The following is a 19,101-nucleotide window of genomic DNA, read 5'->3' on the forward strand; positions in this document are numbered from 1 at the left end:
TGACGGTCTGCGTTTCGCAATCCGTGAAGGTGGTCGTACTGTAGGTGCTGGTGTTGTTGCTAAAGTTATCGCTTAATAACCGATAATATTTGACGGCATGTACATGGAAAGGGCATCATTTGATGCCCTTTTTGCACGCCGAAACATAGAACCTGACTCATCAGTGATTTTTTTTGTGTAAATCATTGCTGAGACAGGCTCTGGTTTGGCGTAAGATACCAGGGGTGCTGCAAAGTATTTCTGGTTTGGATACCTCGCCATGCGGGGTTTAATGGTTTCTGGATTATTCTGGCAGGTTGGTTTATGAGTGCAAATACCGAAGCTCAGAGGAGCGGGCGCGGCCCGGAAGCAGTGAAGTGGCTGGCCGTTGCTGTCCTGATAATTGCGGCTATTGTCGGCAATTATTATTATCGCAACGTGAACTTACCTTTACGTGCTCTTGCCGTGGTTATCATTATTGCGGTCGCCGGAGCGATAGCTCTGTTGACAACGAAAGGTAAGGCGGTGGTTGCATTTGCCCGTGAAGCCAGAACTGAAGTGCGCAAGGTCATTTGGCCGACTCGTCAGGAAACGTTGCAGACCACGTTAATCGTTGCTGCGGTTACCGCCGTAATGTCACTGATTTTGTGGGGGCTGGATGGTATTCTGGTCCGTCTGGTATCGTTTATCACTGGACTGAGGTTCTGAGATGTCTGAAGCTCCAAAAAAACGCTGGTACGTCGTGCAGGCGTTTTCCGGTTTCGAAGGCCGCGTAGCAGTTTCACTGCGTGAGCATATTAAACTGCACAATATGGAAGACCTGTTCGGCGACGTTATGGTGCCGACCGAAGAGATCGTTGAAATCCGTGGCGGACAGCGTCGCAAAAGCGAGCGCAAATTCTTCCCGGGTTATGTGCTGGTACAAATGGTTATGGAAGATGCAAGCTGGCACCTGGTACGCAGTGTACCTCGTGTTATGGGCTTCATTGGCGGTACATCTGACCGTCCTGCACCTATCAGCGACAAAGAAGTCGACGCGATTATGAATCGTCTGCAACAGGCAGGCGATAAGCCACGTCCTAAAACCATGTTTGAGCCGGGTGAAATGGTACGCGTCAGCGATGGTCCGTTTGCTGACTTTAACGGTGTGGTTGAAGAAGTGGATTATGAAAAAAGCCGCCTGAAAGTCTCTGTTTCTATCTTTGGCCGTGCAACCCCGGTTGAGCTTGATTTCGGTCAGGTAGAAAAAGGCTAATCACAGTTTGTGGTTGGGCGTATTGCAAAAGGCGCGAAATTGACCTATAATTTCGCGCCTTTTGTTTTTACATGCCTGGTGCGTGTAAAATAATTATCACGGGAAGCCTTAACTAAGGCGTTATACCCAATAGAGGAAATATCATGGCTAAGAAAGTACAAGCTTATGTCAAGCTGCAGGTTGCAGCCGGCATGGCTAACCCAAGCCCACCGGTTGGTCCGGCGCTGGGTCAGCAGGGTGTTAACATCATGGAATTCTGTAAAGCGTTTAACGCAAAAACAGAAAGCCTGGAAAAAGGTCTGCCAACGCCGGTTGTTATTACCGTATACAGCGACCGTTCTTTCACCTTCGTTACCAAAACGCCTCCGGCAGCAGTTCTGCTGAAGAAAGCGGCGGGTATCAAGTCTGGTTCAGGTAAACCGAACAAAGACAAAGTAGGTAAAGTAACACGTGCTCAGCTGCAGGAAATTGCAACAACTAAAGCAGCGGACATGACTGGTGCAGACTTAGATGCGATGACTCGTTCTATCGAAGGTACTGCGATCTCCATGGGCCTGGTAGTAGAGGATTAATAAATGACTAAGCTTACCAAGCGCATGCGCGTAATCCGTGACAAAGTTGACGTCACCAAGCAGTACGAGATCAACGAAGCTGTCGCACTGCTGAAAGAGCTGGCAACCGCTAAATTTGTTGAAAGTGTTGATGTTTCTGTAAACCTCGGCATTGATGCTCGTAAATCAGACCAGAACGTGCGTGGCGCGACTGTTCTTCCACATGGTACCGGCCGTAGCGTTCGCGTTGCTGTCTTCGCTCAGGGTGCAAACGCTGAAGCTGCCAAAGCCGCTGGTGCTGAACTGGTAGGTATGGAAGATCTGGCTGATCAGATCAAAAAAGGCGAAATGAACTTTGACGTTGTTATTGCTTCTCCGGATGCAATGCGCGTAGTTGGTCAGTTAGGCCAGGTTCTGGGTCCGCGTGGCCTGATGCCAAACCCGAAAGTGGGTACTGTAACTCCTAACGTTGCTGAAGCAGTGAAAAATGCTAAAGCGGGTCAGGTTCGTTACCGTAACGACAAAAATGGCATCATCCATACCACCATCGGTAAAGTTGACTTTGATGCTGACAAACTGAAAGAAAACCTGGAAGCTCTGCTGGTTGCGCTGAAAAAAGCAAAACCAACGTCAGCCAAAGGCGTGTACATCAAGAAAGTCAGCCTGTCCACTACCATGGGTGCAGGTGTTGCTATCGATCAGGCTGGTCTGAGCACTGCGACTGCTTAAGTACTTGCTTGACGCGGGCGAAATTTTCACCTAGAATTTTCGCCCATTCTTCCTTTGGGAAGACACCGCGGGGAAGTTTATTCCCCGGGTAAGAATTTTCGGTTGGAGCCTGGCCTTATCCAGGCCTCCGTCCAAGACCGCAGGTGTGGTCATTCCGGACAGAAGATTTTTCTGCTGGCCGGGGGGAGCACTTAATTCCCTGCGTAGACGGTGAGAGAGCCCGAAGAAAATATTCTTTTCTGGATTCTGCTCACCGTGTTTAGCGCCTGTCAGTATTAACCGGCAGGTGAAGTGAGTTCCGGAAAGGTAACTTTCCGGACTAAAATAATCCAGGAGCACAAGCTAATGGCATTAAATCTTCAAGACAAACAAGCGATTGTTGCTGAAGTCAGCGAAGTAGCCAAAGGCGCGCTGTCTGCGGTTGTTGCGGATTCCCGTGGCGTTACCGTAGATAAAATGACTGAACTGCGTAAAGCAGGTCGTGAAGCTGGCGTATACATGCGTGTTGTTCGTAACACCCTGCTGCGCCGCGTTGTTGAAGGTTCTCAGTTTGAGTGCCTGAAAGACACGTTTGTTGGTCCGACCTTGATTGCATACTCTATGGAACACCCGGGCGCTGCTGCTCGTCTGTTCAAAGATTTCGCGAAAGCGAATGCAAAATTCGAGGTTAAAGCTGCAGCCTTTGAAGGTGAGCTGATCCCAGCCGCTCAAATTGACCGTCTGGCAACGCTGCCGACTTACGAAGAAGCACTGGCACGTCTGATGTCGACCATGAAAGAAGCCGCTGCCGGCAAACTGGTTCGTACTCTGGCCGCTGTACGCGATGCAAAAGAAGCTGCTTAATTGCACTTTTAATCTCGCTGCTTACGTATAAACTTATTCTGATTTTTAGGAACAATTGTTATGTCTATCACTAAAGACCAAATCCTGGAAGCTGTTGCAGCTATGTCCGTAATGGAAGTAGTTGAACTGGTTTCTGCAATGGAAGAAAAATTCGGTGTTTCTGCTGCTGCTGCTGTAGCTGTTGCTGCTGGCCCGGCTGAAGCTGCTGAAGAAAAAACTGAGTTCGACGTAGTACTGAAAGCTGTTGGCGCTAACAAAGTCGCAGTAATCAAAGCCGTTCGTGGCGCAACTGGTCTGGGCCTGAAAGAAGCTAAAGACCTGGTTGAATCTGCACCGGCAGCAATCAAAGAAGCAATCAGCAAAGACGACGCAGCTGCACTTGAAGCTGCTCTGAAAGAAGCTGGCGCTGAAGTTGAAATCAAATAAGACAACCCTCCGGGTTGCAGTCTGAGAAAGTTGCAGACTGATGGCTGGTGACTATAATAGTCACCAGCCTTTTTGCGCTAAAAGAGACTCTGTGGGGTTTCGCATTGTTTGTCCACAGGGCTTCTACAATATCTTTTTCTATCGACGCCTTAATATACTGCTTTCCCGTGGGGTTCCCTGCCTTACCAGAGCGATGAAATGATTTAAGAGTGATAGAAAGACGTATTGCACCGTGGGCACATCTCATGGTCAAAGCATAATAATGTTGCATGAACTGTCCTTCAGGACGGACAGCGTGGTTCGACTTGTCAGCGAGCTGAGGAACCCTAATGGTTTACTCCTATACCGAGAAAAAACGTATTCGTAAGGATTTTGGTAAACGTCCGCAAGTACTGGACATACCTTATCTCCTATCTATCCAGCTTGACTCGTTCCAGAAGTTTATCGAGCAAGACCCGGAAGGCCAATATGGACTGGAAGCAGCATTCCGTTCCGTTTTCCCAATCCAGAGCTACAGCGGTAACTCTGAGCTGCAATACGTCAGCTACCGTCTGGGTGAGCCTGTATTTGATGTAAAAGAATGTCAGATCCGTGGGGTGACGTTCTCTGCACCACTGCGCGTAAAATTACGTCTGGTCATCTACGAGCGCGAAGCGCCGGAAGGGACCGTAAAAGACATTAAAGAACAAGAAGTCTACATGGGCGAAATTCCGCTCATGACCGATAACGGTACCTTTGTTATCAACGGTACAGAGCGTGTTATCGTTTCTCAGCTGCACCGTAGCCCGGGCGTGTTCTTTGACAGCGACAAGGGTAAAACACACTCTTCCGGTAAAGTCCTGTATAACGCGCGTATTATTCCTTACCGTGGTTCATGGCTTGATTTTGAGTTCGACCCGAAGGACAACCTGTTTGTCCGTATTGACCGTCGTCGTAAACTGCCGGCCACTATTATCCTGCGTGCATTAAACTACACCACTGAGCAAATCATCGATCTGTTCTTTGATAAAGTCGTTTATGAAATCCGCGATAATAAGCTGCAGATGGCACTGGTCCCTGAGCGTCTGCGTGGCGAGACAGCCTCTTTTGACATTGAGTCAAATGGTACTGTCTATGTCGAAAAAGGCCGCCGTATTACTGCCCGTCATATCCGCCAGCTGGAAAAAGATAATGTCCAGCACATCGAAGTTCCGGTTGAATATATTGCCGGTAAAGTTGTGGCGCGTGATTACATCGACGAGAGCACCGGTGAGCTGATTATTGCGGCGAACATGGAATTATCCATGGACCTGCTGGCTAAGCTGAGCCAGGCTGGTCATAAGCGTATTGAAACGCTGTTCACCAATGATCTGGACCACGGTCCTTATATCTCTGAAACACTGCGTGTTGACCCGACTAATGACCGCCTGAGCGCCTTAGTTGAAATCTACCGTATGATGCGTCCTGGTGAGCCACCAACGCGTGAAGCGGCAGAGAACCTGTTTGAGAACCTGTTCTTCTCAGAAGATCGTTATGATCTGTCTGCGGTTGGTCGTATGAAGTTCAACCGTTCCCTGTTACGTGATGAAATCGAAGGCGCTGGTATCCTGAGCCACGATGACATCATCCAGGTAATGAAGAAGCTGATCGATATCCGTAACGGTATTGGCGAAGTGGATGATATTGACCACCTTGGCAACCGTCGTATTCGTTCAGTCGGCGAAATGGCTGAAAACCAGTTCCGTGTCGGTCTGGTACGTGTTGAGCGTGCGGTTAAAGAGCGTCTGTCATTAGGTGATCTGGATACCCTGATGCCTCAGGACATGATCAACGCGAAACCGATTTCTGCTGCCGTTAAAGAGTTCTTCGGTTCCAGCCAGCTGTCTCAGTTTATGGACCAGAACAACCCGCTGTCTGAAATTACGCACAAACGTCGTATTTCTGCACTCGGCCCGGGTGGTCTGACTCGTGAACGTGCAGGCTTTGAAGTGCGAGACGTACACCCGACGCACTACGGTCGTGTATGTCCTATCGAAACGCCGGAAGGTCCGAACATCGGTCTGATCAACTCTTTATCTGTTTATGCACAGACCAATGAGTACGGTTTCCTGGAAACCCCGTATCGCCGTGTTATTGACAGCCAGGTGACTGACGAAATTCATTACCTGTCCGCGATTGAAGAAGGTAACTTCGTTATCGCGCAGGCGAACACCAACCTCGATGATGACGGTCAGTTTGTTGATGACCTGGTCACTTGTCGTAACAAAGGTGAGTCCAGCCTGTTCAGCCGTGATCAGGTTGACTATATGGACGTTTCTACCCAGCAGGTTGTTTCTGTCGGTGCGTCTCTGATTCCATTCCTGGAACACGATGATGCTAACCGTGCACTGATGGGTGCAAACATGCAACGTCAGGCGGTTCCTACTCTGCGTGCTGATAAGCCGCTGGTTGGTACCGGTATGGAACGTGCGGTAGCGGTAGACTCCGGTGTTACTGCGGTTGCGAAACGTGGTGGTACAGTCCAGTACGTTGATGCATCACGTATCGTTATCAAAGTTAACGAAGACGAGATGTATGCCGGCGAAGCAGGCATTGATATTTATAACCTGACCAAATACACCCGTTCTAACCAGAACACCTGTATCAACCAGATGCCGTGTGTCAACCTGGGTGAACCGATCGAACGTGGTGATGTACTGGCTGACGGTCCGTCTACTGATCTGGGCGAACTGGCTCTGGGTCAGAACATGCGCGTGGCATTTATGCCATGGAATGGTTATAACTTCGAAGACTCCATCCTCGTTTCAGAGCGTGTGGTTCAGGAAGACCGTTTCACCACTATCCATATTCAGGAACAGGCCTGTGTGTCACGTGACACCAAGCTGGGGCCGGAAGAGATTACCGCAGATATCCCGAATGTCGGTGAAGCTGCACTGTCTAAACTGGATGAATCCGGTATTGTTTACATCGGCGCCGAAGTTACCGGTGGTGATATTCTGGTCGGTAAAGTGACGCCAAAAGGCGAAACACAGCTGACTCCGGAAGAGAAACTGCTGCGCGCGATCTTCGGTGAGAAGGCATCTGATGTTAAAGATTCTTCTCTGCGTGTACCAAATGGTGTTTCCGGTACCGTTATTGATGTTCAGGTCTTTACCCGTGACGGTGTTGAAAAAGACAAACGTGCACTCGAAATCGAAGAAATGCAGCTGAAGCAGGCGAAAAAAGACCTGACTGAAGAACTGCAGATCCTCGAAGCCGGTCTGTTTACCCGTATTTATACGGTACTGACCAGCGGTGGTGTTGAAGCTGATAAGCTGGACAAGTTACCACGTGAACGCTGGCTGGAGCTGGGACTGACTGATGAAGAAAAACAAAATCAGTTGGAACAGCTGGCAGAGCAATACGATGAGCTGAAGCGCGAGTTTGAGAAAAAACTTGAAGCTAAACGCCGTAAAATCACCCAGGGCGATGATCTGGCACCAGGTGTGCTGAAAATCGTTAAGGTTTACCTGGCGGTAAAACGTCAGATCCAGCCTGGTGATAAAATGGCGGGTCGTCATGGTAACAAAGGTGTTATCTCTAAGATCAACCCGATCGAAGATATGCCTTACGATGAAAACGGAACGCCGGTTGACATCGTACTGAACCCGCTGGGCGTACCATCGCGTATGAACATCGGTCAGATCCTGGAAACTCACCTCGGAATGGCAGCAAAAGGTATTGGTGACAAGATCAATGCCATGCTGAAACAACAGCAGGATGTCGCCAGACTGCGTGAGTTTATTCAGCGTGCTTATGACCTGGGTTCTGATACCCGTCAGACCGTTGACCTGAACACTTTCTCTGACGACGAAGTTATGCGTCTGGCAGAGAACCTGAAGAAAGGGATGCCAATTGCGACCCCGGTCTTCGACGGTGCTAAAGAAAGTGAAATTAAAGAGTTGCTGACTCTGGGGGGTATTCCTACCTCCGGTCAGATCACTCTGTTTGATGGTCGTACCGGTGAGCAGTTTGAGCGTCAGGTAACCGTAGGTTACATGTATATGCTGAAACTGAACCACCTGGTCGATGACAAAATGCATGCGCGTTCTACCGGTTCTTACAGCCTTGTAACTCAGCAGCCGCTGGGTGGTAAAGCTCAGTTCGGTGGTCAGCGATTCGGTGAGATGGAAGTGTGGGCACTGGAAGCATACGGTGCTGCTTATACCCTGCAGGAAATGCTGACTGTGAAGTCTGATGACGTTAATGGCCGTACCAAGATGTATAAAAACATTGTTGACGGTAACCATCAGATGGAACCAGGCATGCCGGAATCCTTCAACGTACTGTTGAAAGAGATCCGCTCGCTGGGTATTAACATCGAGCTGGAAGACGAGTAAGCACTCGCATTTGTACTGGTTACAGGGAGCCCGGTAATGTGCCGGACTCCCTGAGAAGTCTCACTCCGACGGGAGCAAATCCGTGAAAGACTTACTTAAGTTTTTAAAAGCGCAAACTAAAACCGAAGAGTTTGATGCGATCAAGATCGCTCTGGCATCGCCAGATATGATCCGTTCCTGGTCTTTCGGTGAAGTTAAAAAGCCAGAAACCATCAACTATCGTACCTTTAAGCCGGAACGTGATGGTCTGTTCTGTGCGCGTATTTTTGGTCCGGTAAAGGACTATGAGTGCCTGTGCGGTAAGTACAAGCGTCTCAAGCACCGTGGTGTTATTTGTGAGAAGTGTGGCGTAGAAGTTACCCAGACTAAAGTTCGTCGTGAACGTATGGGTCACATTGAGCTGGCTTCTCCGACAGCACATATCTGGTTTCTGAAGTCACTGCCATCCCGTATCGGCCTGTTATTAGACATGCCACTGCGTGATATTGAACGCGTACTGTATTTTGAATCTTATGTCGTTATTGAAGGCGGCATGACCAACCTTGAAAAGCGTCAGATCCTGACTGAAGAGCAGTATCTGGATGCGCTGGAAGAGTTTGGTGATGAATTCGACGCGAAAATGGGTGCGGAAGCAATCCAGGCTCTGCTGAAAGGCATGGATCTGGAACAGGAATGCGAACAGCTGCGTGAAGAGCTGAACGAAACCAATTCCGAAACCAAGCGTAAAAAGCTGACTAAGCGGATCAAACTGCTGGAAGCGTTTGTTCAGTCTGGTAACAAGCCAGAGTGGATGATCCTGACAGTACTGCCAGTATTACCACCGGATCTGCGTCCTCTGGTACCACTGGACGGTGGACGCTTTGCGACTTCAGATCTGAACGATCTGTATCGCCGTGTCATCAACCGTAACAACCGTCTGAAACGCCTGCTGGATCTGGCTGCCCCTGACATCATCGTACGTAACGAAAAACGTATGCTGCAGGAAGCGGTCGATGCACTGCTGGATAACGGTCGTCGTGGTCGTGCGATCACTGGTTCTAACAAACGTCCTCTGAAATCTTTGGCCGATATGATCAAAGGTAAACAGGGTCGTTTCCGTCAGAACCTGCTGGGTAAACGTGTCGACTATTCAGGTCGTTCCGTAATTACCGTTGGTCCATACCTGCACCTGCATCAGTGTGGCCTGCCTAAGAAAATGGCACTTGAACTGTTCAAACCATTTATCTACGGCAAGCTGGAACTGCGTGGTCTGGCAACGACTATCAAAGCCGCCAAGAAAATGGTTGAGCGTGAAGAAGCTGTGGTCTGGGATATCCTGGATGAAGTGATCCGCGAACACCCGGTACTGCTGAACCGTGCACCAACACTGCACCGTTTGGGTATCCAGGCTTTTGAACCGGTTCTGATTGAAGGTAAAGCTATCCAGCTGCACCCATTAGTTTGTGCGGCTTATAACGCCGACTTCGATGGTGACCAGATGGCTGTACACGTCCCGCTGACGCTGGAAGCTCAGCTGGAAGCCCGTGCACTGATGATGTCTACCAACAACATCCTGTCTCCTGCGAACGGTGAACCAATTATCGTTCCTTCTCAGGACGTTGTACTGGGTCTGTATTACATGACCCGTGACAGAGTCAACGGTAAAGGCGAAGGCATGGTACTGACCGGGCCTAAAGAAGCAGAGCGAGTTTATCGCGCTGGCCTGGCCGAGCTGCATGCCCGTGTGAAAGTCCGTATTACCGAATATAGCCTGAATGAGCAGGGCGACCTGATCCCACAGACCAGCCTGATCGATACCACGATCGGCCGTGCAATTTTGTGGATGATCGTACCTAAAGGTCTGCCGTACTCAATCATTAACCAGGCACTGGGTAAGAAAGCAATCTCTAAGATGCTGAATACCTGTTACCGTATCCTGGGTCTGAAACCAACGGTTATTTTTGCTGACCAGACCATGTATACCGGTTTTGCCTATGCTGCCCGTTCAGGAGCATCAGTAGGTATTGATGATATGGTTATCCCGGCCAAAAAAGCCGAGATCATCAGTGAAGCGGAAGCCGAAGTGGCTGAAATCCAGGAACAGTTCCAGTCTGGTCTGGTAACTGCCGGTGAACGTTATAACAAAGTCATCGATATCTGGGCTGCGGCCAACGAACGTGTTTCCAAAGCGATGATGGAAAACCTGCAAACTGAAACTGTGATTAACCGTCATGGTGAAGAAGAACAACAGGTTTCTTTCAACAGTATCTATATGATGGCCGACTCCGGTGCTCGTGGTTCTGCTGCTCAGATTCGTCAGCTGGCGGGTATGCGTGGCCTGATGGCGAAACCAGATGGTTCAATCATCGAAACGCCGATCACAGCGAACTTCCGTGAAGGTCTGAACGTACTCCAGTACTTCATCTCGACGCACGGTGCTCGTAAAGGTCTGGCGGATACCGCACTGAAAACCGCAAACTCCGGTTATCTGACTCGTCGTCTGGTAGACGTTGCACAGGATCTGGTCGTTACTGAAGACGATTGTGGTACCCACGAAGGTATCATGATGACACCGGTGATCGAAGGTGGTGATGTTAAAGAGCCACTGCGTGAGCGTGTTCTGGGTCGTGTTACCGCAGAAGATGTTCTGAAGCCGGGTTCTGCAGATATTCTGGTCGCCCGTAATACCCTGCTCGATGAGCACTGGTGTGACGTGCTGGAACAGAACTCTGTTGACAGCGTAAAAGTACGTTCTGTGGTTGGTTGTACCACTGACTTTGGCGTGTGTGCTCACTGTTATGGTCGTGACCTGGCTCGTGGTCATATCATCAACAAAGGTGAAGCGGTTGGTGTTATCGCAGCACAGTCCATCGGTGAACCTGGTACACAGCTGACGATGCGTACGTTCCACATCGGTGGTGCGGCATCCCGTGCGGCAGCTGAATCCAGCATTCAGGTGAAAAACAAAGGTACCATTAAGCTGATCAACGCTAAGTCGGTAACTAACTCAGCAGGTAAGCTGGTTATTACTTCACGTAACGTTGAACTGAATATGATCGATGAATTCGGTCGTACCAAAGAAAGCTATAAAGTACCTTACGGCTCCGTGATGGCCAAAGGCGATGGTGAGCAGGCGAATGCCGGTGAAACCGTTGCTAACTGGGATCCACACACAATGCCGGTTATCACCGAAGTGAGCGGTTTTGTTCGCTTTGTCGATATGAACGATGGTCAGACAATTACCCGTCAGACGGATGAACTGACAGGTCTGTCTTCTCTGGTGGTACTGGATACTGCTGAGCGTACTTCAGGTGGTAAAGACCTGCGTCCGGCACTGAAAATTGTCGATGCTAAAGGTGATGATGTGATGTTGCCAGGCACCGATATGCCTGCACAGTACTTCCTGCCAGGTAACGCAATTGTTCAGCTGGATGATGGTGTACAAATCAGTTCCGGTGATACCTTAGCGCGTGTTCCTCAGGAATCCGGCGGTACTAAAGATATTACCGGTGGTCTGCCACGCGTTGCTGACCTGTTTGAAGCCCGTCGTCCGAAAGAGCCGGCGATTCTGGCAGAAATCAGCGGTATTATTTCCTTCGGTAAAGAAACCAAAGGCAAACGTCGTCTGGTGATCACACCTGTTGATGGCAGCGAACCTTACGAAGAGATGATTCCGAAATGGCGTCAGCTTAACGTGTTTGAAGGTGAGCGTGTTGAACGTGGTGATGTTGTTTCCGACGGACCTGAATCACCGCACGACATTCTGCGTCTGCGTGGTGTTCATGCTGTGACCCGTTACATCGTTAACGAAGTGCAGGACGTTTACCGTCTGCAGGGCGTTAAGATTAACGATAAACACATTGAAGTTATCGTTCGTCAGATGCTGCGTAAAGCGACCATTGCTTCTTCCGGTAGCTCCGAGTTCCTGGAAGGTGAGCAGGCTGAAGTTTCACGTATCATGATCGCTAACCGTGAACTGGAAGCGAACGGCAAAGTCGCTGCGACTTTCGCCCGTGACCTGCTGGGTATTACTAAAGCTTCACTGGCAACCGAATCGTTTATTTCTGCGGCATCATTCCAGGAAACGACTCGCGTACTGACTGAAGCAGCAGTAGCCGGTAAACGTGATGAATTACGTGGTCTGAAAGAGAACGTGATCGTTGGTCGTCTGATCCCTGCCGGTACCGGTTATGCCTACCATCAGGATCGTATGCGCCGTCGTCATTCAGGTGAAGCACCTGTGACTCCTCAGGTCACTGCAGACGAAGCATCTGCCAGCCTGGCTGAGTTGCTGAATGCCGGCCTTGGTGGCAGCGACGAATAACAGAGTATGACATCGTGATATAAAACCCTGCTCAGGCAGGGTTTTTTTATATCCGGTCAGACAGGAAGCGGAGCAAAGCATGAGGAAATTTTGTGTACCTGCCATATTGTTTTCAATGCTGGTGGCGATACCCACAGTAAAAGCTTCAGAAGCTGTTCAGAGAATGTTCCAGGACTGGCAGGTGACCTGTAATAATCTTAATGATTGCGATATCCGTAATGCCGATGAAAATATGCGTGTTGTGCTGCGGCATGAAGCCGGGCCACGGGGAATTGTTTCGCTGGATATTATGGGATTTGATATTGATAAACCGGAAGGGATTTGGCTGGACGGGAAATTATGGAATAACAGTATGATCCCTGTCAGTAGCGATGAAAGCCACGATTATGCGGGTTACCATACTGATTCTCTGCAGACAGTTCAGGCATTTATCCGGGCGGCCAGTCATGCCAGACGTATTACTCTGACGCCGGATGAAGATGATGATACGGGTTCACTAAAAGGTTTAAATGCCTCGTTATTGTTTGCCGATGATGTACAGGGGCGTCTGGATAACCAGACTGCGCTGCTGCGTGTCGGGCCCGGCATTCCGGCACAGGTGCCGCTGCGTTATGCTTTTGAAATTCCGCCGACCAAAGTCCCGGCTATTTTCCCGGTCAGTGATGGTAATGCTCTGATCAATGAAGTACTGCAGACGCAGCAATCAGTGCTTAATGATGAAGAATGCTCACCGGAAGCTGATGACATCGCCCGCAGTAAAGCAGTGCCTCTGGATAAGAAAAATGTCCTGGTGATGATCAATTGTGTTACCGGGGCTTATCAGTCTTCCGGTATTTTATTTATTACCCCGCGTGATCATCCGGATCAGGCGAAGGAAGTGGAGCTGACACTTCCCCTGAAAGATGATCAGGGAGATCCTCAGACCATCAGCTGGTTTACGGACGTCAGTTATGATCCTAAAACAGCGATGCTGACTCATACGGCCAGAGGCCGGGGGATCGCTGACTGTGGTGAAAGCGGAGCCTGGCGGTATGACGGGCATCATTTTCAGCTGATGAGTTACCATAACCAGCCAGCCTGTGACGGCGGAGCTCCGGGCAACTGGCCTTCGGTCTGGCTGACACCCGGCTTTAAAGAATAGGCAGAGACAGACAATAACGGGCGCCCGTCCCGGTCACAGATTATTTCTTCCGAAGTAAGGCTCCCAGTCTTTCCACACCGGCTGTAACCCGGTTTTCTGTAAGGCGGCAGCGACCACTTCTGGCCGCCGGTGATCATCCGGTGAAAACTGTTCAAGCGCACCGCTGCTTTCTGCATATCCACCCGGCGCTGTTTTAGAAAAAGCACTGGCTGTGGTCACAACAATCGGAATAGCATGATCGCGGAATTTCGGTGACTCCCGGGTGGATAGCGAAATATCCGTGGGTGGTGAAAACAGCCGGAAGGCACACATTGTCTGCAGCAGCTGACGTTCATTCATCAGTGAAGCCGGGGTGATACCGCCGGCACAGGGGCGTAATCGTGGAAAAGCTACGGAATAGCGTGACTGCCAGTAATGTTTTTGCAACCAGTTCAGGTGTTCACCCATCATCAGGCAATCAGTGCGCCAGTGGCCGGATAATCCGGCAAGAACGCCGAGCCCTATTCTGTCGATACCTGCGCGGCCCAGCCTTTCCGGTGTTTGCAGACGAAAGAAAAAGTCCTGCTTATTGCCCCGTAAGTGATGAGTGGCATAACAGGAAGTATGATAGGTCTCCTGATATACCAGCACTCCGTCCAGCCCGAGCCCCCGTAATTCGCGGTACTCATCTTCCTGTAATGGCTGAACCTCCATCATCAGTGAACTGAACTGCTGACGAATGCCCGGCAGATGACTGCGGAAATACTCCATCCCGACTTTATTCTGATGTTCACCGGTCACCAGCAATAGCTGATTAAACCCCAGTTTGCGTATCGCCTGACATTCCAGTGAAATCTCTTTGCTATCCAATGTCTTACGACGGATTCGATTGCCCATCGAAAAGCCGCAGTAAGTGCATTCATTAGCGCAAAGGTTAGACAGATAGAGTGGTGCAAAAAAATTGACTGTATGACCAAAGCGCTGTCGGGTCAGTTGCTGTGCTCTGGCCGCCATCTGTTCCAGAAAACTTTCCGCCGCCGGAGACAATAATGCCATCAGCGCGGCAGTGCCCTGTATTTCTCCGGATAATGCCCGCCCGACCTGAGCCGGGGTCTGACTGTCAATCCGCAGGCGTAATTCGTTCTGGTCCAGGCTCTGCCAGTAATCAGCAAAATCAGCCATTGGTATTCTCCTGTTGAAAGTCAGCCTCCAGGAAAGCGGTTAACGGGCTGGTCGGACAGGCGACTGCCCGCAGACCGGAAGTTCCGCGGGCAAGATGTCCTGCTTCAGTGGCTAAAGCAAACGCGCGGGCCGTCGCAACAGGGTCGTTGGCTGTGGCAATAGCGGTATTCACCAGCACAGCATCCGCACCGTATTCCATTGCTTCACAGGCATGTGAAGGTAAACCGATCCCTGCATCGACGATTACCGGTACCGTAGCCTGATCAATAATGATCTGCAGAAAATCCCTGCTCAGTAACCCTTTATTACTGCCAATCGGTGCGCCGAGCGGCATAACCGCCGCACATCCGACGGCTTCCAGCCGTTTACAGAGCACCGGGTCGGCCCCGCAATAGGGCAAAACGACAAAACCTTCTTTTACCAGCTGTTCTGCGGCCCGGAGTGTTTCTATCGGGTCGGGTAACAGATAGCGGTTATCGGGATGGATTTCCAGTTTTACCCAGTGAGTCCCCAGAGCTTCCCGTGCCAGTCGTGCAGCGAATACAGCTTCTCCCGCGGTTTTGGCCCCGGAGGTATTTGGCAGCAACATAACGCCTGATTGTTTTAAGGGATCCAGAATATTGTCCTGCCGGCCACTCAAATCAACTCGTTTCATCGCTAATGTTGCCAGCTGTGAGCCGGAAGCCAGTAATGCCGCCTGCATTATGGCCGGAGAAGCAAACTTACCTGTCCCGGTCAGTAGCCGGGAACTGAATGTTTTATCTGCAATTCTTAACACAGTTAACCTCCGGCGATGACCTGAAAAACCACCACATCATCATTTTCCTGCACCTGGTACTCAGCCCAGCGGGTGGCAGGAATGACTCTGCCGTTGACCGCAAGGGCGGTGCCCTGCGGGCCAACGGATATCTGCTGCAATAGCTGACTTAATAAACAGGCGTGGCTAATCTCCGTTGGTATATCATTGAGTTTAATTTGCATGAATTTCTCCGCAGACCGGGCAGTCATCGGCCGGGGTCAACTGCAGACGACGCCATTGTAATTCTTTACCATCAAACAGCATCAGCTGACCGGAAACAGCGCTATGGCCGGTTGTCACCAGTTTGATTGTTTCCAGCGCCTGTAAATTACCCATCATTCCCGCCACCGGACCAATAATCCCGCTGTTACGGCAGTTACGGGCGGGTTCTTCTGTCTGTGGCCACAGACAGCGATAACAGCCCCGGTGCCAGGGAGGTGTCAGCACCAGCAGTTGCCCGCTGAACCCTACAGTACTTGCCGAAATCAGTGGCAGGCCTTGTTCAACGCACCATGCATTGAGCAAGTGTCTGGTTAGCAGGTTATCACTGCAGTCGAGTACTACGGTTGGCCTGACAGGTAAACAGGCTAATTGCTGTACATCAATTCGCCGGTCAATAGTATGCAGGTGTACTGACGGATTCATCTGGTTCAGGGTCTGTGCCGCCAGTCCGGCTTTAGGGCGACCAGTATCAGCCGTACGGTACAAAATTTGTCGCTGCAGGTTACTGATATGCAGAGTGTCATCATCGGCCAGCAGCAGGGTGCCAATACCGGCTGCTGCAAGATACATAGCCGCCGGAGATCCCAGTCCTCCCAGCCCGACAATCAATACCCGCGCATCTGCCAGCTTTTCCTGTCCTGACGGGCCAATTTCCTCCAGTAGCAATTGCCGGCTATAGCGCATAAAATCCTGATCATTAAGCATCTGCTGAGTTCCCCTGAGCTTCCTCTACCCGGCGCTGTAACTCTGCAACGGCAGTTCGCCAGTCGGCGGCTCGTGTGATGGCGCTAACAACCGCGATACTACCGACCCCGGTAGCCAGAACCTCCGCGGCCCGGTCTATGGATATGCCACCGATAGCTACCGTCGGTATACCTGCAAGACGTCGTACATGATGACGTAAATTATCCAGTCCCTGTGGATGAGAGGGCATCTGTTTGGTATTGGTCGGGAACACATGTCCCAAAGCGATATAGGAAGGATTGAAGGAGAGCACACGGTCAATTTCCCGGCTGTCATGGGTGGAGACACCCAGTCTTAACCCGGCCTGATAAATGGCTGTCAGATCGGCAGTGTCCAGATCTTCCTGCCCCAGGTGCACACCATAGGCACCATGTTTGATCGCCAGCTGCCAATCATCATTGATAAATAGCCGGGCATTTCGTTTAGCAGCCAGACGAATACTTTCGATAATTGCCTGTTCTTTTTCTGCGGTACAGTCATCCTTGATGCGTAACTGTAATGTCATCACTCCTGCATCCAGCAGCCGGGCGATCCATTCAACACTGTCCACCACTGCGTATAACCCGCAGTGCAGCGGAACAGCAGGAAATACCTGAGCCATTATTTCCCCCCGGCATCTGTACTGACGGGCAGATAAATTTCGCTGCCGTTATCGCGGAAACGCTGAGACATCCCGAGCATACCTTCATTGATAGCAAATGCCGGAGCCGGGTTCTTACTGGCGAAGTCACGAACTTCCTGACTGATTTTCATCGAACAAAATTTCGGGCCGCACATGGAACAGAAATGGGCAACCTTGCCTGATTCCTGAGGAAGGGTTTGATCGTGGTAACTGCGGGCAGTTTCCGGATCCAGCGCCAGATTAAATTGATCTTCCCAGCGGAATTCGAAACGTGCTTTAGACATAGCATTATCACGGATCTGAGCGCCGGGATGACCTTTTGCCAGGTCGGCCGCATGTGCGGCAATCTTATAAGCTATCAGTCCCTGCTTCACGTCTTCTTTATCCGGTAAGCCGAGGTGCTCTTTGGGAGTGACGTAGCACAGCATTGCACAGCCGAACCAGCCGATCATGGCAGCACCGATACCCGAGGTAAAATGGTCATAACCCGGTGCAATATCCGTTGTCAGGGGGCCGAGGGTATAAAACGGCGCTTCGTGACAATGCTCCAGTTGTTCGGTCATATTGCGCTGGATCATATGCATCGGCACATGTCCCGGGCCTTCAATCATTACCTGAACATCATACTCCCATGCAATTTTGGTCAGTTCTCCGAGGGTATGCAGTTCGGCGAACTGTGCTTCATCATTAGCATCGCGGATAGACCCCGGGCGTAATCCGTCGCCCAATGACAGGGCAATATCGTAGCTGGCACAGATTTCACAGATTTCACGGAAATGCCGGTACAGGAAGTTTTCCTGGTGATGGGACAGGCACCACTTAGCCATAATCGATCCGCCGCGTGACACAATCCCGGTCAGGCGTTTTGCGGTCATTGGCACATAACGCAGCAGGACACCGGCATGGATAGTGAAGTAATCGACCCCTTGTTCCGCCTGCTCCAGCAGGGTATCCCGGAAGACAGACCAGTTAAGATCTTCTGCGACACCATTCACTTTTTCCAGGGCCTGATACACCGGGACAGTACCGACAGGGATCGGGCTGTTGCGCAGGATCCATTCCCGGGTTTCGTGAATATTCCGCCCGGTGGAGAGGTCCATCAGCGTATCAGCCCCCCAGCGGGCTGCCCAGACCAGTTTTTCGACTTCTTCTTCAATAGAAGAGGTCACGGCCGAGTTACCAATATTGGCATTAATTTTTACCAGAAAATTCCGGCCGATGATCATCGGTTCGGATTCAGGATGATTAATATTCGACGGGATAATTGCTCTCCCTGCGGCAACTTCCTGGCGTACAAATTCCGGGGTAATGGTTTCCGGTAACGGATCAAAAAAATGCTTGCCGGGATGTTGCTGGCGCAGTTCAGATGAGGTGATCTGCGCGCGGCCCATATTTTCACGTATTGCGATAAATTCCATTTCCGGGGTGATTATCCCCTGACGCGCGTAATGCAGCTGGGTAACGCAACGTCCGTTCAGCGCTTTTCGCGGCTGGGGAAGGTAGCGGAAGCGCAGTCCATCCAGGCTTTCATCCGCCAGGCGTTCTCTGGTGTAGGCTGAGCTGGTGGCCGGAATCTGTTCAGAATCCTGGCGTTGTTCAATCCAGGTCTGGCGGAGGCGGGGGATACCACGGTGGATATCCGGGGTGGCGGTTTCATCACCAAACGGACCGGACGTGTCATAGACCGGGATAGCTTCATTGTCTTCTTCTGTCGGATTGGCCGCGGTTCCGCCGATACGGGTCGGGCTGAGTTGTATTTCACGGACCGGCACCCTGATGTCCGGCCGGGAGCCAGTCAGCCAGCGGCGGCGTGAGGCCGGAAAGGACTGATGACCCAGTGAGTTGATAAAATCCCGTGCTTGTTCGCGTTTTTCGCGGCGTGATAATTTTTCAGACATAGCTCTATTTCCTGTAAATAAAGAAATACGCTTGTCCGGAGTCCGGAAGGAGTGACAGAAGAAAGTGTCT

At 50.7% G+C, this 19,101-nt stretch carries 15 protein-coding genes and 1 pseudogene; 10 read left to right on the top strand and 6 right to left on the bottom strand.

Annotated features, from left to right (window positions below):
• The 10 genes and pseudogenes from JK211_RS14565 to JK211_RS14610 all read left to right on the top strand — a co-directional run.
• Nucleotides 1-76: pseudogene (locus JK211_RS14565) on the top strand (elongation factor Tu); the annotation flags it as partial.
• Nucleotides 77-303: 227 nt separating this feature from the next.
• Nucleotides 304-687, top strand: a complete 384-nt coding sequence (secE, locus tag JK211_RS14570; protein WP_212709401.1) for a preprotein translocase subunit SecE — start codon at nt 304-306, stop codon at nt 685-687.
• A gap of 1 nt (nt 688) precedes the next feature.
• A complete protein-coding gene (gene nusG, locus JK211_RS14575) occupies nt 689-1,234 on the top strand; it encodes a transcription termination/antitermination protein NusG (RefSeq protein ID WP_212709402.1) in 546 nt (181 codons plus the stop codon).
• Nucleotides 1,235-1,377: 143 nt separating this feature from the next.
• A complete protein-coding gene (gene rplK / locus JK211_RS14580; RefSeq protein WP_212709403.1) occupies nt 1,378-1,806 on the top strand; it encodes a 50S ribosomal protein L11 in 429 nt (142 codons plus the stop codon).
• A gap of 3 nt (nt 1,807-1,809) precedes the next feature.
• Complete coding sequence (gene rplA / locus JK211_RS14585; RefSeq protein ID WP_212709404.1) at nt 1,810-2,514, top strand: 50S ribosomal protein L1; 705 nt, start codon at nt 1,810-1,812, stop codon at nt 2,512-2,514.
• 345 nt (nt 2,515-2,859) lie between these two features.
• On the top strand, nt 2,860-3,357 hold the full coding sequence (rplJ, locus tag JK211_RS14590; RefSeq protein WP_212709405.1) for a 50S ribosomal protein L10: 498 nt from the start codon (nt 2,860-2,862) through the stop codon (nt 3,355-3,357).
• Between the two features lie 60 nt (nt 3,358-3,417).
• Complete coding sequence (gene rplL / locus JK211_RS14595) at nt 3,418-3,783, top strand: 50S ribosomal protein L7/L12 (protein ID WP_212709406.1); 366 nt, start codon at nt 3,418-3,420, stop codon at nt 3,781-3,783.
• 329 nt (nt 3,784-4,112) lie between these two features.
• Nucleotides 4,113-8,141, top strand: coding sequence for a DNA-directed RNA polymerase subunit beta (gene rpoB / locus JK211_RS14600; protein ID WP_212709407.1), 4,029 nt, complete (start codon nt 4,113-4,115; stop codon nt 8,139-8,141).
• A gap of 82 nt (nt 8,142-8,223) precedes the next feature.
• Nucleotides 8,224-12,444 carry a DNA-directed RNA polymerase subunit beta' gene (gene rpoC, locus JK211_RS14605; protein WP_212709408.1) on the top strand — a complete coding sequence of 1,407 codons (4,221 nt, stop codon included), beginning with the start codon at nt 8,224-8,226 and terminating at the stop codon, nt 12,442-12,444.
• Between the two features lie 79 nt (nt 12,445-12,523).
• Nucleotides 12,524-13,585, top strand: coding sequence for a DUF1176 domain-containing protein (locus JK211_RS14610; protein ID WP_212709409.1), 1,062 nt, complete (start codon nt 12,524-12,526; stop codon nt 13,583-13,585).
• Between the two features lie 33 nt (nt 13,586-13,618).
• Here JK211_RS14610 and thiH read toward each other — a convergent pair whose 3' ends face one another.
• From thiH to thiC, 6 genes are read right to left on the bottom strand one after another with little or no spacing between them, the layout of a single operon-like run.
• Complete coding sequence (gene thiH / locus JK211_RS14615; RefSeq protein ID WP_212709410.1) at nt 13,619-14,746, bottom strand: 2-iminoacetate synthase ThiH; 1,128 nt, start codon at nt 14,744-14,746, stop codon at nt 13,619-13,621.
• Nucleotides 14,739-15,524, bottom strand: a complete 786-nt coding sequence (locus JK211_RS14620; RefSeq protein ID WP_212709411.1) for a thiazole synthase — start codon at nt 15,522-15,524, stop codon at nt 14,739-14,741. Before JK211_RS14620 ends, thiH begins: the two co-directional genes overlap by 8 nt.
• A 2-nt stretch (nt 15,525-15,526) precedes the next feature.
• The gene (thiS, locus tag JK211_RS14625) at nt 15,527-15,727 is read right to left on the bottom strand and encodes a sulfur carrier protein ThiS (RefSeq protein ID WP_212709412.1); all 201 of its coding nucleotides are present in this window, start codon (nt 15,725-15,727) and stop codon (nt 15,527-15,529) included.
• The gene (locus tag JK211_RS14630) at nt 15,717-16,472 is read right to left on the bottom strand and encodes a HesA/MoeB/ThiF family protein (protein WP_212709413.1); all 756 of its coding nucleotides are present in this window, start codon (nt 16,470-16,472) and stop codon (nt 15,717-15,719) included. The genes thiS and JK211_RS14630 overlap by 11 nt, the downstream gene beginning before the upstream one ends.
• Entirely contained in the window at nt 16,465-17,112 is a 648-nt protein-coding gene (gene thiE / locus JK211_RS14635; protein ID WP_212709414.1) for a thiamine phosphate synthase, read from the bottom strand. Before thiE ends, JK211_RS14630 begins: the two co-directional genes overlap by 8 nt.
• Entirely contained in the window at nt 17,112-19,031 is a 1,920-nt protein-coding gene (gene thiC / locus JK211_RS14640) for a phosphomethylpyrimidine synthase ThiC (protein ID WP_212709415.1), read from the bottom strand. Before thiC ends, thiE begins: the two co-directional genes overlap by 1 nt.
• Nucleotides 19,032-19,101 lie beyond the last annotated feature (70 nt).

The sequence above is a fragment of the Tatumella sp. JGM130 genome (assembly GCF_018257525.1).
Taxonomy (GTDB): Bacteria; Pseudomonadota; Gammaproteobacteria; order Enterobacterales; family Enterobacteriaceae; genus Tatumella; species Tatumella punctata.

Excerpts from the sequence above, each read along its gene's own strand:
- secE (WP_212709401.1), top strand. The coding sequence starts at position 304 with ATGAGTGCAAATACCGAAGCTCAGAGGAGCGGGCGCGGCCCGGAAGCA.
- nusG (WP_212709402.1), top strand. The coding sequence starts at position 689 with ATGTCTGAAGCTCCAAAAAAACGCTGGTACGTCGTGCAGGCGTTTTCC.
- rplK (WP_212709403.1), top strand. The coding sequence starts at position 1,378 with ATGGCTAAGAAAGTACAAGCTTATGTCAAGCTGCAGGTTGCAGCCGGC.
- rplA (WP_212709404.1), top strand. The coding sequence starts at position 1,810 with ATGACTAAGCTTACCAAGCGCATGCGCGTAATCCGTGACAAAGTTGAC.
- rplJ (WP_212709405.1), top strand. The coding sequence starts at position 2,860 with ATGGCATTAAATCTTCAAGACAAACAAGCGATTGTTGCTGAAGTCAGC.
- rplL (WP_212709406.1), top strand. The coding sequence starts at position 3,418 with ATGTCTATCACTAAAGACCAAATCCTGGAAGCTGTTGCAGCTATGTCC.
- rpoB (WP_212709407.1), top strand. The coding sequence starts at position 4,113 with ATGGTTTACTCCTATACCGAGAAAAAACGTATTCGTAAGGATTTTGGT.
- JK211_RS14610 (WP_212709409.1), top strand. The coding sequence starts at position 12,524 with ATGAGGAAATTTTGTGTACCTGCCATATTGTTTTCAATGCTGGTGGCG.
- thiH (WP_212709410.1), bottom strand. The coding sequence starts at position 14,746 with ATGGCTGATTTTGCTGATTACTGGCAGAGCCTGGACCAGAACGAATTA.
- thiS (WP_212709412.1), bottom strand. The coding sequence starts at position 15,727 with ATGCAAATTAAACTCAATGATATACCAACGGAGATTAGCCACGCCTGT.
- JK211_RS14630 (WP_212709413.1), bottom strand. The coding sequence starts at position 16,472 with ATGCTTAATGATCAGGATTTTATGCGCTATAGCCGGCAATTGCTACTG.
- thiE (WP_212709414.1), bottom strand. The coding sequence starts at position 17,112 with ATGGCTCAGGTATTTCCTGCTGTTCCGCTGCACTGCGGGTTATACGCA.
- thiC (WP_212709415.1), bottom strand. The coding sequence starts at position 19,031 with ATGTCTGAAAAATTATCACGCCGCGAAAAACGCGAACAAGCACGGGAT.